This window comes from Bifidobacterium sp. W8112, from assembly GCF_016101425.1.
Classification (GTDB): Bacteria; Actinomycetota; Actinomycetes; order Actinomycetales; family Bifidobacteriaceae; genus Bombiscardovia; species Bombiscardovia apousia.
Genome location: NZ_JACFQN010000002.1, coordinates 582836 through 596794 on the forward strand (window position 1 = coordinate 582836; position 13959 = coordinate 596794).

General features: G+C 59.7%; 9 protein-coding genes and 2 tRNA genes. 1 reads left to right on the forward strand and 10 read right to left on the reverse strand.

Annotated features, from left to right (window positions below; all coding sequences use genetic code 11):
- Position 1: 1 nt before the first annotated feature.
- Positions 2-1471 (reverse strand): serine/threonine protein phosphatase, encoded by a 1470-nt coding sequence (locus tag H3T92_RS06565; protein WP_198189632.1) that lies wholly within the window; start codon positions 1469-1471, stop codon positions 2-4.
- 228 nt (positions 1472-1699) lie between these two features.
- Here H3T92_RS06565 and H3T92_RS06570 point away from each other — a divergent pair, with 228 nt between their 5' ends.
- The gene (locus tag H3T92_RS06570) at positions 1700-2659 is read left to right on the forward strand and encodes a polyprenyl synthetase family protein (RefSeq protein WP_198189633.1); all 960 of its coding nucleotides are present in this window, start codon (positions 1700-1702) and stop codon (positions 2657-2659) included.
- 249 nt (positions 2660-2908) lie between these two features.
- On the opposite strand, the gene H3T92_RS06575 is transcribed toward H3T92_RS06570, so the two are convergent.
- The 9 genes from H3T92_RS06575 to nrdG all read right to left on the reverse strand — a co-directional run bounded on the left by H3T92_RS06575 (position 2909) and on the right by nrdG (position 13959).
- Positions 2909-4402 carry a cytochrome ubiquinol oxidase subunit I gene (locus H3T92_RS06575; protein ID WP_198189634.1) on the reverse strand — a complete coding sequence of 498 codons (1494 nt, stop codon included), beginning with the start codon at positions 4400-4402 and terminating at the stop codon, positions 2909-2911.
- Positions 4403-4663: 261 nt separating this feature from the next.
- Positions 4664-6475: a thiol reductant ABC exporter subunit CydC gene (gene cydC / locus H3T92_RS06580; protein ID WP_198189635.1), complete on the reverse strand. Its 1812-nt coding sequence runs from the start codon at positions 6473-6475 to the stop codon at positions 4664-4666.
- A gap of 67 nt (positions 6476-6542) precedes the next feature.
- Positions 6543-8513 carry an ABC transporter ATP-binding protein/permease gene (locus tag H3T92_RS06585; RefSeq protein ID WP_232341915.1) on the reverse strand — a complete coding sequence of 657 codons (1971 nt, stop codon included), beginning with the start codon at positions 8511-8513 and terminating at the stop codon, positions 6543-6545.
- Positions 8514-8574: 61 nt separating this feature from the next.
- Positions 8575-9627 (reverse strand): cytochrome d ubiquinol oxidase subunit II, encoded by a 1053-nt coding sequence (gene cydB / locus H3T92_RS06590; RefSeq protein WP_144085299.1) that lies wholly within the window; start codon positions 9625-9627, stop codon positions 8575-8577.
- A 281-nt stretch (positions 9628-9908) separates the two neighbouring features.
- A complete protein-coding gene (locus H3T92_RS06595) occupies positions 9909-11084 on the reverse strand; it encodes an NAD(P)/FAD-dependent oxidoreductase (RefSeq protein ID WP_198189636.1) in 1176 nt (391 codons plus the stop codon).
- A 315-nt stretch (positions 11085-11399) separates the two neighbouring features.
- Positions 11400-11471 (reverse strand) — tRNA-Gln (locus tag H3T92_RS06600).
- Between the two features lie 41 nt (positions 11472-11512).
- A tRNA-Glu gene (locus tag H3T92_RS06605) sits at positions 11513-11585 on the reverse strand.
- A gap of 68 nt (positions 11586-11653) precedes the next feature.
- Entirely contained in the window at positions 11654-13180 is a 1527-nt protein-coding gene (gene gltX / locus H3T92_RS06610) for a glutamate--tRNA ligase (RefSeq protein WP_198189637.1), read from the reverse strand.
- A 56-nt stretch (positions 13181-13236) separates the two neighbouring features.
- The gene (gene nrdG / locus H3T92_RS06615) at positions 13237-13959 is read right to left on the reverse strand and encodes an anaerobic ribonucleoside-triphosphate reductase activating protein (RefSeq protein ID WP_198189638.1); all 723 of its coding nucleotides are present in this window, start codon (positions 13957-13959) and stop codon (positions 13237-13239) included.

The following is a 13959-nucleotide window of genomic DNA, read 5'->3' on the forward strand; positions in this document are numbered from 1 at the left end:
TTTAGCCCCTTGGCCCTGATCGCCGTCTGGTTGATCCCCAGGAGGCGATCAACCCGGCAAGAGCCGTCAGGCCGCCCGCCAAGAATCCGGGCCGACGCAAGAGGTTGACCGCGTCCCCGGTAGAGGTGGGCATATGGCTCATGGCGAAGGTGTAGACCTTATGGGATCCTGGTCGACCTACCAATTGCCCGAACTCCAGGAGCTGCGTGCGAGGATGATGGGGGTGGCGGATGTCGAACTCAAAGAGCCGTGCCGCCCGCTTGCTGGGCACCGGACCGTATGAGCCGAATCCGCATGTGGGCGTGGCCCCCAGCGTCAGATCTCCGCTACGGCCGACAAAGCCATTGCGATGGTCATGCCCGGCGAAGAGGGCGAAATAGCCCCGGTCCCGGGTCAGCAGGTCATACTCGCCGCTGTCCTCATCCGGGCAGGAGACCCCCTCGCCCAGGTAGGAGCCGGGGCAGGTGCGTGATTCGTCCAGGATGTAGCAACGGGAGTCGAAACTTCTGTAGCCCTGGACCGCATAGGCTGTGGTGGCCGGCACCGGCTTGAGCAGATCGTAGAACTGGGGAATGGGCATGTGCTGGAAGACGATGGATCGGTTGCCCAGAAGATCGGGAGCGGCCGCCAGAAAGTCCAGGGCCTGCGCCGACGGTGAGCCATAGCCGCCTGCCCGGGCATAGTCACCAGAATCCAGCAGGACCAGTCCCATGACCACCCCGTGACCGTCGCAATCCGCTACAGGCAGCGCGAAGGTGCCCGGAGCGCAGACGAAGGCTGTTTGGGAGGGCAGGGCCGACCCGATCAGCGCATGGACCCGATCAGGATGGGCGACTGTGGCCTCCGGGTTCAGGCAACCGGGCAACTCCCGATAGATGGCGTCCATCTGGTCGGTGTCCAGCCCACACTGGAAGTCGTGGTTGCCATAGGTGACGACGAAGGGAATCCCGCGTTCAACCAGCGGGCCGGTGATCAGGCCAACGGTTCTGCGAACCAGATCCTCAGTGTGCTTGATGTTCTGCTGGCGTACACGCTCGGCATCCCTGCGGTCTGGTTCCCGGCGGTCCGCAGCAGCCTGACCATCCTGGGACTTGGCAGAGCGTTTCAGAGAGGCTCCCCCAAGCCCCAAGGCGCCGCCCATGCTCAGACCAGCAGAATAGATGCCGTCCAGGGGAGTGCTCCAGCGCCTCTTGCGGAAGGTGCGCTCGTAGGCCGTGTCGTAACCGGCTACCTGATTGCCCGAGAAGACCACCAGATCGGGCTTTGCCGCATCGCAAGCCGCAGCTATCAGCCTGATTGTGTCCGCAGAGACCTTGGGACCCTCCTGGACGTCAGCCAGCTGCAGGAGTCTGAACTTGCCTGAGTAATGGAACTGAAGTCGCCCCAGCCGGGCCGAAACGGACAGCGGTCGATCATGCTCTCCCCCGCCGCCTTGTGGGGAGACCTGATCCGCGTGGTAATGCTGACTCATACATCCAGCCTACTTCACCCGACTTCGCCTCTAGGCCGATGTATGCAGTCCTCTTACGAATCGGATTCAGGCCGCAACGTCACCACCGCAGGCCGGCACCCTGATGTTAGCTTGACCACAGTGATTACGATGACGGCAAGGACCGGGCCGACAATCTTCAGGCCTGGCCCCGGTCTTGGTATATTGGATACGTTGCGGTTCTTAACGAGATAGAGGGAGCGTACCTCCATGGCAGAAGGACAAGAGCTCCTGTTGCGCAAGGATCTTGAGCGGGTTGTCGACCGCCTGCACCAGGAACGTACTCATGTAGCGCCCTATCAGGAGGATTACCGTCGACTGCTGGATAACCACGGCAAGATGATTCGCGCCGCCATGGTGGTTCTCTTTGCGCGGGCCGGAGCACAGATCGAAGGACGCTTGGACGATACCGTCATCACCGGCGCCGCCGCCATCGAGATGCTTCATCTGGCTACCTTGGTCCACGACGACGTTCTGGACAACGCCCCCATCCGCCGCAACAAGCCCACGGTCCACACCATCCGGGGCAACAAGGCCGCCATCTATCTAGGTGATCTGATCCTCTCCCGCTACATGGAGATCATGGCCTCCATCGCCCCTGACACAGGCTTTATCCGCGAGCAGGCCGGCACGGTCTGCGAGATCGTAGGTGGAGAGCTCTACCAGGAGTCCGACCGCCACCACACCCACATAACCATTGACGATTACGACAGAGCCATCTCCGGCAAGACCGCAGCCCTCTTCCGACTGGCCTGCCTGACCGGGATCCGCCTTGACGGCCAGCCAATTGACCCGGCATTGGAGCAGACCGCCAGAGACTTCGGCGGCAATCTAGGCATGGCCTTCCAGATCATTGACGACATCAACGATTTTGATCTGGATCGTGACACCGGCAAGCCCAAGCTGGAGGATATCCGTGACGGAATCTACACTCTGCCGGTTCTGCTGGGGTTCCAGAAGGATGAGAACTTCAGAGCCCTGGTCCAGCAGGACGATCCCGAACAGGTAGTCGACTACCTTAGAGCACATCCCCAGTTGATGGAAAGCAGCCGTCAAACCGCCAAAGACTATCTGCGGCGGGCTTCAGACAGCCTGGAGGATTCCCCCATGCCTGAGGGCATACGCAGCTTACTGCAGCGGATTGTAAGCAAGCTGACTGCCCAGGTCTGACCGAATCGGCGCGACGGAACCGGCGCAGCATAGCTAGAGCGAGTGAGACCAGCCTCCTATCAGCCGCGAGCCGAACATCCGTCATATCTACCACTTCATGCTTGGCATTGCTCTCTTTTCTGAATCTCACCACAGCTGGCAGCCGCTGATGACAAACACCCTATGACAGCAAATCCCCCGTTCCGGACCATACGATCCGAAGCGGGGGATTTGCCGAAGGGGAAGGGAGTGTTTAAGGTCAGCCGACCATTAGGCCAGGGCCACCCGAGCTGGTGCGCCGTGGACCTTGGCAGGCTGGGGTCCATTGCCGTCGTCCGGCTTGTAGAAGGGTCCCTGGTGCAGGGTCCTCCTGGTGTAGAAGATCATGACTCCGCCCAGAACCAGGAAGAGCAGGAAGTAGACAATGCAGGTGAAGAGCAGGTTCGGCACCGTGCTGGTGGGCGAAACGCCATCGGCAATGGTCTGATAACCATAAACCAGCCATGGATAGCGTCCAAGCTCAGTCACCAGCCAGCCACTGGTCGTCGCAGCGAAGGGGGCAAAAGTGAAGATACCCATGATCCAGAGCTTCCAGCGTGTGGTGAACAGGGTGTTCTTCTTCTTACGTGTGAACCAGAGCACCAATGCTGATATCAGGGCAAAGGCAAACCCGATTCCGACCATCAGACGGAAGACCCAGAATAGGGTGGTGACCGGCACGTAGTAGTTCATGTCCTTGCCATACTTGGCATCGTACTTCTCGTGCAACTCCTTGTTGACGGTGTTCATGCCCTTGACGGCGCCTGTCTTCTTGCCGTAAGCCAGCTGTGACATGGCTCCGGGAATCTCGACGGAGCCCTCAAGCTTATGATCCTTCTCATTGATCAGAGCCACGGCGTTCCAAGGGGCGGGATCGCCGGTGTCCTCGTAGATGCCCTCGGTGGCGGCCAGCTTCATAGGCTGATCAGTCACGATGTACTTGCCCTGCAAATCACCGTAGGTGATCACGCAGATGGAACCGATAAGACCGAGCAGGGCGGCCAGACGAATGGACTTGGTGAACAGGTTGACCTTGGCCTGCTTCTCGGAGTCGGCCTCGACAGCAGCCACGGCCTGATCCTTGTTCCCCATGTGCATTCTCAGCAGGCTGAAGGCGCTGCAGCCCATGACCACGAAAGCCCCTGTGCAGACGGCGGCGAAGAAGACATGGGGGAACTCGATCCACAGCTGGGGATTGGACATGACATCACCGAAGCTGCGCAACCGCACATGACCAGTGGCCTGGTTGATCTCGAAACCAACCGGGTGCTGCATGAAGCTGTTGGCAGCCAGAATCCAGATTGCCGACATGGAGGAACCCAGGAAGGTCAGCCAGATGAAGATCACATGCACGGCCGGCTTGAACCTATTCCAGGTGAACATCCACACGCCGATGAAAGTGGACTCCAGGAAGAAGGCCAGCAGGGCCTCGATGGCCAGGGGGGCGCCGAAGATGTCACCCATGAACCTGGAGTAGTTGGACCAGTTCATGCCGAACTGGAACTCCTGGATGATGCCCGTGACCACGCCGACCGCAAAGGAAAGCAGGAAGATCTTGGACCAGAACATGGTCATCTTCTTGTAGACATCCTTCTTGGTCACCACATAGGTGGTCTCCATGATGGCGACCGCCAGGGCCAGACCGATGGTCATAGGGACATAGAAGAAGTGGAATATCGTCGTCATGGCGAACTGGAATCTAGACAATCCCAATACAGTGAACATCGTTCCTCCCAATCTCTGCAGGGTTCGTCGGGCGCGGGTACACGGGTCGAATCCGGACGGATTCAGATATGACCAGGCTTGTGCCCACAAGAACCTTTCAGCTCTCCCCGACTTCGCGACCTGGTCGCTTCCACGGGCTCCGGTTTCCTCACCGTCCAGTCCATGAACCGACGGCGCACGGTGACTGGCCGGGAGGCCATCCAACAAGATCGGCGACCCGACAACCGTGCAAAATTCATTGCTCGGGAAACAGCCTGATGGTCATTCAACAGGGTTCCGTCCATCTGAATCTGACTGCTTCTTTAAGTATATCCCTTGACCGGCACCATTGTCCACGTCCGAGACATCCATGCGATAAAGTTCACGGAAACGGGCGTTCTCATGGTACAAATCAACAGGTCGACCCTGCATGGCTATATGACCATCCTGCATAAAGATGACCTGGTCGGCCTCCTCCAGCCCCTGGAGGTGGTGGGTCACCCAAAGAAGGGTGCGATCCTGGCTGACCTTGAAGATCATGGCCATGAGCCGCCGCTCGGTTATGGGATCCAGACCGATGGTTGGCTCATCCAGAAGAATGATCGGCGTGCGCTTGAGCACAATCCTGGCCAGGGCCAGACGCTGGCGCTGCCCGCCTGAAAGACGGCCGCCAGCCTCATCCACTGGCGTGTCGATTCCCTGGGGCATGTCATCTACGACCTGATCCAGCTGTACAGCCTTCAGAGCCTGGCGAACCTGATCATCATCGGCCTGGGGAGCGCCCAGACGCACGTTGGAGGCGATGGTGGTGTTGAAGAGGAAGGCCTGCTGGTTCAGGTAGCCAAAGAGCTCAGGACGCTGATCCTGCAAGGCATCGACCGGTATTCCATTGATCAGGATGCGGCCACTGGTGGGGCGCAGGTCGCCCAGGAGCAGCTGAAGAACCGTCGTCTTGCCCTCGCCGCTGGGACCGAGCAGGGCCACGCGCTGCCCACCTTCGATTCGCAGGCTGAAGTCGTCCAGCAGCAGGGGGTCATCAGGACCATAGGAGAAGCTGACATGGTCGAAGACGATTGACTTGATCGGCCCCTCCAGCCTGGTCTGGGCGCTCGGCTCAATTCGCCGGGACTCGACCCGCTCGGTCAGATCATTCAGGTGGTCCAGCGAGTCTGTGTAGAGGGGAACCTCGGCCACGGCCTGGGAGACCACGATGAAGCAGTCGACCAGAGGGAAAACCGCCAGGACCACGGCTGCCGCGAAGTCCGCAATGGAGGTGGAGCTGGTCATACGCAGATCCGCTCCAACAATCAGAGCCACCACCATGAGGGCGAAAATCATCTGGATGCCGCAGTTGCGCCAGCGTTCGAACCGCTTCTGCTCTCTGCGGCCGGCGGCGATGTCGTTGAAGTCGCCGGACGCCGTGTCCACGAAGCGGTGGCGACGGCGAGTGATCACCCAATCTCCCAGGCCCATGTAGCTCTCGGTCACTGCCGTGTACTGATCCTGCCGCCGTGCCTTCTCCATGTCGTACCGCCCGTCTGAATAAGCCAGCGAGACCAGCGGTACCAGGATCAGAATAAGGGCGAAAAGCAGGAAAAGCAGGAGCGAGGTCAGCCAGGAAAAGACGCCTACGGCGATGGTGACCACCACCCACATCATGTAGGCTACGACCGTAGGGAAGATGGTGCGCAGGTAGAAGTTCTCCAGATGGTCCAAGTCGTCCGAAAGCATGCCCAGGACCGTGCCCGTGCGCTCATGCTCGTTCAGGAAGGCTGCGTCCTGCGAGAGGGTGCGGTAGAGCTGAACCCGCAGCTTGGAAACCACCCGGAGCACCCAGTCATGGCTCTTGATGCGCTCCATGTACTTGAATGTGGGTCGTCCGATGCCGAAGGCCCTGGTAAGGACCACCGGCACGTATACGGCGAAGATGTTGAAGGGATGGCGGGCCGACCTGCTGATCAGGAATCCCGATGTGAACATCAGTCCAGCCGCGCACACGAAGGTGATGGTCCCCAGGAAGAAGATCAGAGCAAGCAGCCCCTTGTTCTCACGCAGGTAGGGCCAGAACCAATGATCCCGGTGCCAGATATGCATATAGCCCGACAACCCACGGCCGCGGCGGGAGGTCTTCGATGTCCCCGCGCCTTCTCTTCCGGCGGTTTCAGTCCTGCTGGTAGTCGGCAATCTGGTTCCCTCCCATCTCATCGATCAGCGCATCCAAGGGCCCGCCCTGACCGATCAGCTCGCGCGGATCGCCCTGGGCTACAATTCGTCCATGCTCCAGCATGATCACCCAGTCCATGTTGGCCAGCCAGTGCAGCCGATGGGTGGCCAGGACTACCAGGTGCCCGTCCATGATGGGCAGCAGGGTCTGCTTCAGGTCGTATTCGGTCTCGATGTCCAGGTGAGCGGTGGGCTCGTCAAAGAACAGAATCTCGCGTGAGGGGTCCAGGATGCCCCTGGCCAGGGCGATTCGCTGTGCCTGGCCGCCGCTGATGCCGCGGTTGCCCTCGCCGATTTGAGTGCCCAGACCGTCGGGCAATGTTGTCAGCCAGTCGGTCAGTCCAGCCCGGTCGGCTGCACGGGCCACTTGGGCATCGTCTGCTTCCTGGTTGTAAAAGCGAATATTGTCGGATACGGTGCCATGGAAGATGAAGGGGTTCTGGGGAATATAGCTGATGTGCCGCTGCCAGGCAGCCACGTTGCAATGCTCCAGCTGATGACCATCCAGGTCGATGGTGCCCGCTTTGGGCTGGTCAAAGCCGGCCAGCAGATCCATCAGCGTGGACTTGCCAGCTCCAGAACGACCGACAATGGCCACCTTGGAAAAACCATGCAGGTTGAAGTCCAGACCGCTCAGAGCCAGAGGCTGCTCTTGCGACCCCTCCTCGGACTCACTGATCCGTGAATCCGCGACCGCCTCGACTGCAGTTCCTTGTGGTGCTGTAGAACCGGACTCAGCCGAGACCGCCCCCCCGTTACCGCCTTGAACTATGGAAGACTTGCGCTTGCGGCTCTTCTTGCTGGTCTTTTGGCTCTCGGACTTGGCCATGGCATCCATCTGTGCCCCGGCTGAAGCACTGCTCTCTACCGGCTTGGGGCCAGGATAGGCGAAGTCTATTCCTTCCAGACGCAGGTGGCTGTCTTCCTTCCATCCGGACCAGTCCAGTTCCTCCATGCGCTTCGGCTCTGGCTGGGCCAGCATATCCGCAATATCGTCCAAGGCGTTCTTGCCGTTCAGCGTGGCGTGGAAATCATCGCCAAACTGGCGGATGGGCATGAAGTACTCAGGAGCCAGAATCAGGGCCAAGAGGGCTGGAAAGAGCTCCACCTTGGCATTGATCAAGTTGTTGCCCAAGAAGACGGCCATGATGGCGATGGCCAAGGTTGCAAAGAAGTCCAAAGCAAAGGTGGAAGTCATGGCCACCCGGATAACGCTCATGGTCCTCTTGCGGAAGCGATCCGAGACCGAATAGATCTCGTCCTCGTATTCCTTGTCAATACCCAGCATCTTCAGAGTCGGCAGGCCCAAGACTGTATCCATGAACCTGGTGTTGAGCTTGCGAAATTGGGCATACTGCCGGCTGGAGCGATCCCTGGCTGCCAGACCCAGGATGACCATGAAGAAGATGAGCAGGGGCAGCATGAGCAGGAGAATCAGCCCTGAACCTGCATCCTGGGTCCAAACCACCACCAGAACGATTAATGGAATGAAAATGAGATCCATCATCTTTGGCAGGACTGTCAGTACGTAGGTGCGTACCTGATCAAGTCCATCCACCAACATGGTGACGGCCGAGCCTGTGCCACGCCGAGCCAGAGCCGATGGCCCCAGCGAGAAGACCTTGTCCTGAATGCTGGGCCGCAGCTCAGCTACGATGGCATCGGCACGGTCAGTGGCACAACGATCCTTGGCCACATCGCAGAGCTGTCGGCAGGTGTAGGCAGCCAGAAAGATCAGCACTGGCACCACCAACACCTTGAGGTTCTGAAGGTGCCAAATACGCACCAGAGCCAAGGTCAACCCGTAGGCCTGAACCACCACACCTATTCCCTGGAACAGGGACAGTGCGGCCAGCAGGCCCAAGGTAGACCGGACTCCGTCGAAACGGAAAAGATTTTTGTCAATCAATGCATTATCCTCAGGATGCGCTCCGGTCCTGCCAGCACTGCCCCCCTGCCTCCTTTGGCGCTCAGACGGTCTCAGCCACGGTGGCCGAAGGGGCCACAGGCGAGGTCAGATGGGCACCATCGGTGTCCAGCCGCTTGCGCTGGATGAAATAGCTCCAGATGAAGTAGGCCAGCATGATGGGCAGGAAGATGCAGAGCACCACAGTCATGATCTTCATGGTCAGCGGTGATGCCGAGGCATCCTGAATCAGCAGGTTGTGAGCCGGATCATCAGCAATCATCACGCGCGGGAAGAGCCCGTTGAAGATGAAAGCGATGATGGCCATCAGGGTGATGCCCGAGCAGGTGAAGGCGTAGCCGCCACGCTTCTTGAAGACGGCAACGTGGCCTCCGATAACCGATGCCAGGATGATGACGGTGATCAGCCAGGTGGACAGCGGACGAGCCTTGTAGAAGTCGGTGTTGAAGATGGCCAGGAGCACGAAGACGACCAGAGCCGGATAGGCGATCCAGTAAGCTTTCTCGCTGACGTTGAGCATCCGACGGGAATCCATGACCCCCATCTTCAGGCTCAGGAAGTGCAGGCCATGAACGAAGCTGAAGAAGACGACAGCGATGCCACCGACCACAGACAGCCAGTTGAACACGTCGAAGAACCCGGGCCACGCATCGCCGTTCTTATCCATGGGAATGCCCTGGATCAGGCTGGTCAGCATCATGCCCAGGAAGAATGGCGCAAAGAGCGAGCCGATGAAGTTGGCCCACTGCCAGACACCACGCTCACGGCTGGTCAGCGCGTGGGAGGCGAACTCGAAAGAGACGCCGCGCAGGATCAGGGAGACCAGCACCAGGAAGAGCAGGAGGTAATACCCGGAGAAGAGGGAGGCGTACCAGAGTGGGAAAGCAGCAAACATAGCGCCGCCGGCGGTGATCAGCCAGACCTCGTTGCCATCCCAGTGGGGGCCAATAGCCCTCATGAAGGTGGCGCGCTCATCACCATCGCGGGCCACGAACCTGGTAGCCATGCCAACGCCGAAGTCGAATCCTTCAAGCAGAAGGAATCCCGCAAAAAGCAGGCCGATGACAAAGAACCACAAACCTTGTAGAAAACTCATGCTAATGCCACTCTCCTCTCGCTCCTGCCGATCCGCGCACGGGCACGGGGGCCTCCAACATTCTGGCGGAGGCCACAGTCGGCCACGGTCTTCGCCGGAATGAGGAGGAGCAGGAGGTAGTCAATGATGTCGATGGACGCAGGGCCGATGGCCATCGTCGCCCAGAACGATCCAATCCGAGGCTGGAACGGGACGAACATGCGCCGCATTCTCATGACCTGAATCATGTTCGTCCTCCTCTCCCTCGTCGTCTAGCCCCTTGCGTCCCTTGAGACGCTGGTTCAGTTGCTCTCCAACATGGTACGCACGTCAGCCAATTCCAGGACCGACCGCTCGTTCACGATCCACTTCAGAACCGAGACCACCTTGCCCTTGAGCTTCAGCGTGCCCATACGGTCGATTTCGGCAACCCCGTCGTGGGGACCGAGAGAGCACACGGTCCCCAGGCTTCGGAAGGTGAACCGCTGGGGCTCCTGTCCCCGCATTCTGGCGAGGACATTCGCGGCCGCGGTATCAGCCTGGGCCATCGAAATCTGCGCAGTGGTTGGATAGAGCCGACCCGATTGGGGGTCGGGAACGGCACTGACATCACCCACCAGGAATTCCTCTGGATGCTGCTCCACCGACAGGTCATCCCTGACCACTACACGGTTACGCTTCTGATTATACCCGGAATCGGCAATAACGTGGCTACCACGCACACCCGTTGTCCAAATGATTGTATGGGCCTTGAACTCCTGGTCATTGGAGACCACGGCATCCTGCCTGACCTCGGTGATGGGGGTCGAGGTGTGGAAGTTGACTCCCCGCTTGCGCAGGTAATCCACAGCCCAGTCGACCAGGTCCTTGCTGAACATAGGCAGAATCTTGGGCGAAGCCTCTATGCAGTCCACCTTGACCTGATCCATGGGGAAGCCCAGGCGCTTTGAGAGCTGAGGCAGACGGTAGACCAACTCGCCCAGGTACTCGATGCTGGTGAAGCCAGCGCCGCAGACCACGATGCTCAGATCCAGCGGATCATGGCTGGTCTGGTAGCGGGCCAACGTTTGCTCAAGCTTCTTGCGGGCCGCCAGAGCGGTGTCCACGTCAACGAGCGGCCATCCGTACTCTTCGGCACCCTTGATGCCGAAGGTTTCCGACTCGAAGCCCAGGGCGTTGACCAGGTAATCATAGGACAGAGGATCGTGATGTTCCAGGCTGACCTTGCGGTTGTCCTGATCGATGCCAACCACCTTGTCAATAATCAGCTCCACCGAATCAGGCAGGGACTTGCGCAGGTCGAAGACCACGTCCGCCGGCTCCTTGGTTCCCGCCGCCACCTGGTGCAGCTGGGTGGACTCGTAGTGGTACTCGTTCTGATTGACCAGGACTATATGGGCATCGGTCTTTGCATGAGCCAGCTTCTTGACCACGCGAAGACCCGCATAACCAGCTCCCAACACCATGATTGTCGTCATAATCACACACCTTTATCGAAAAAATCGTACAATGATTCATATACCGGGTGATGTAGCCCGATCAGCCGATGATTGGGTTCCTCACTCAAGCTTCTATGCTCAAAGTATCAGATTCCATCATCGGAAACTCTGACATAGCAGTCTGCCGGGCCTCCTCTTTTTGTTTGCTTGCTCACACCGTGGGCAACTCTGGTGGACGCCTCCGACCGCCGCCTTGCAAACCAGAAGCATCCCTAGAATCCATGGTAATGCGTAAATAAGAAGAGCGGAACACCGTGTCGGTATTCCGCTCCTTGGGACTTCATGTCTCTATCGCTGGGGTACCTGGACTCGAACCAAGAATGGATGAACCAGAATCACCTGTGTTGCCAATTACACCATACCCCAATTGGCTGTGCGACAATCGCTTGGACGATTGCCACATGTCGTACCCCCGACCGGATTTGGACCGGTGTTGGCGCCGTGAGAGGGCGTAGTCCTAGACCGCTAGACGACGGGGGCTTCACTTTTCGCCGCGTACGAACCCGGTTCAGCAGGTCAGTAGCACAACAAAAAAGAAATATACCCGCTCAGAGGTTTTGGCGCAAGTTGGCCAACCTTCGGAGTGTTGTGCCCTTGCCCAGGATCTCCAGGGACTCAAACAGGGGCGGTGAGACCCGCCTTCCCGAGACCGCCACCCTGACCGGGCCGAAGGCCAGACGGGGCTTGTAGCCGCCCTCATCCACCAGCGCCTGAGTGAGCAGGTCGTGCAGGTGATCGGTCTTCCAATCCTGGTCTGACACATCCTGCAGGGTGGCAATGGCCAGGTCCAGAACCTGTCCAGCGGAGTCCTTGAGCTGTTTTCGGGCATCCGGCTCGGGTTCCAGGTACTCCTCCTGGCTGAGCAGGCTGCCTACCATGCCGGAGACCTCGCCCAGCAGACGCACTCGAGGCTGGACCAAGGGAGCGGCCGCGGTCAGAATTCGCTGTTCACGATCGCTCAGATCCTGCCAGCGCTCGGCACTCACCAGCCCGTCGCGCTTGAGATAAGGCAGGGACCGGTTCAGGAAGTCCTGCGGCTCCAGCATGCGGATGTGCTCGGCGTTGATGGCCACGGCCTTATCGATGTCGAAGTGGGCCGGATTGGCCTTGACGTCGCGGATATCGAAGTGCTCTATCATCTCCTCCATGGAGAAGACATCCCGGTCGGGGCCGATGGACCAGCCCAGCAGGGCCAGATAGTTGAGCAGACCTTCGGGAATGAAGCCGTGTTCCCGGTGCAGGAAGAGGTTGGACTCGGGGTCGCGCTTGGACAGCTTCTTCTTGCCCTGGCCCATGACGTAGGGCAGGTGCCCAAACAGGGGCATGGCCCGAGCGATGCCCAGCTTCATCAGGTACCGGTAGAGAACGATCTGCCGGGGGGTGGAGCTGAGCAGGTCCTCGCCGCGCAGGACCACGTTGATGTGCATGAGGGCATCATCGACCGGATTGGTCAGGGTGTACAGTGGGTCGCCATTGGGACGCACAATCACATAATCGGGCACGGATCCGGCCTTGAACTCGATATGCCCGCGAATCAGGTCGTCGAAGGCGATGTCCTCGTCAGGCATACGAATGCGGAGGGCGGGTTGCCGGCCCTGATCGCGGAAAGTCTGGCGCTGCTCCTCAGTCAGGTCGCGGTCGTAGCCGTCATAGCCGAAAGCGGCCGGACGGCCAGCGGCCAGGTTGCGTTCCTTGATCTCCTCAGCGGTGGAGTAGGACTCGTAGGCGTAGCCGGCATCCAGCAGCTGTCGGGCCACATCGCGGTAGATGTCGCCGCGCTGGGACTGCCGGTAGGGGCCATCCGGACCGCCGACTTCCACACCCTCATCCCAGTCCAGCCCCAGCCACTTGAGGGCGTCCAGGATCTGCTGGTAGCTCTCCTCGCTGTCGCGCTGGGCATCGGTGTCCTCGATGCGGAAGACGAAGGTACCGTGCGAGTGCCGGGCCTGGGCCCAGTTGAAGAGTGCGGTTCGAACCATGCCCACATGCGGGGTGCCGGTCGGCGAAGGGCAGAAGCGGACCCTCAGATCCTTGGGAAGGTCGGGTTTGGCGTCATGATCATGCTCATCAGTCATGACACCCATTGTGCCCCGGCAAGGCGACGTAGACCAATTCAGAGCGGAAGCCGGTATCAGCCCCGCTGCTGCTCCTGCTGCCGGTCCTTGCTGTAGGTCTCCGGGATGAACCTGGTCTGGTCATGCAGCTTAGGCCAGATGACCACCTGGCCTTGCTCCAAGGACCGTGGCACGTCGATGATCCGCTGGTTGTCCGAGCCTCGGAACTGAAGCAGGCTGTTCTTCCGATTCTCCAAGTAGCGTCCGTCCACCAGCACGTCAAGGTAGGAGATCAGCTGGGCCTTGTCCGGGGTCTCCCCCGGCCGGTTCAGCTCCTCCCAGGTGTAGCCGGTCCAGCACCAGATATCCTTCTCGTGACCGAACTCGCGCCGGATCCGTTCCGAAAGGTCCAGCAGCATAGGGGTGTTGAGCAGGGGCTCCCCGCCCAGGTAGGTGATGCCCTGCACATAGGACAGCGACAGGTCCTTGATGATGCGGTCCTCAAGCTGCTGCGTATAGGGATGCCCGGCGCCGAAGTCCCAGATGGATGCGTTGTAGCACCCCTGGCAGCGGAAAGGGCAGCCGCTGACGTAGAGGGAACAGCGGATTCCCTCGCCGTCGGTCATGACCAGAGGCTTGTAGTCCGCCACGATTCCCCGACTGAGCCGGCGACCGTCCCACTGGCCGGCCCTGGGATTGTTGGTCAGCGCAGAGGGAACCCCCGGACCGCGCCCCTGCTCATCAGCCGCGAAGTCACGGTGGCCACCTGTCTTTCTCATGACCCCCTGTTTGTCCGTCAT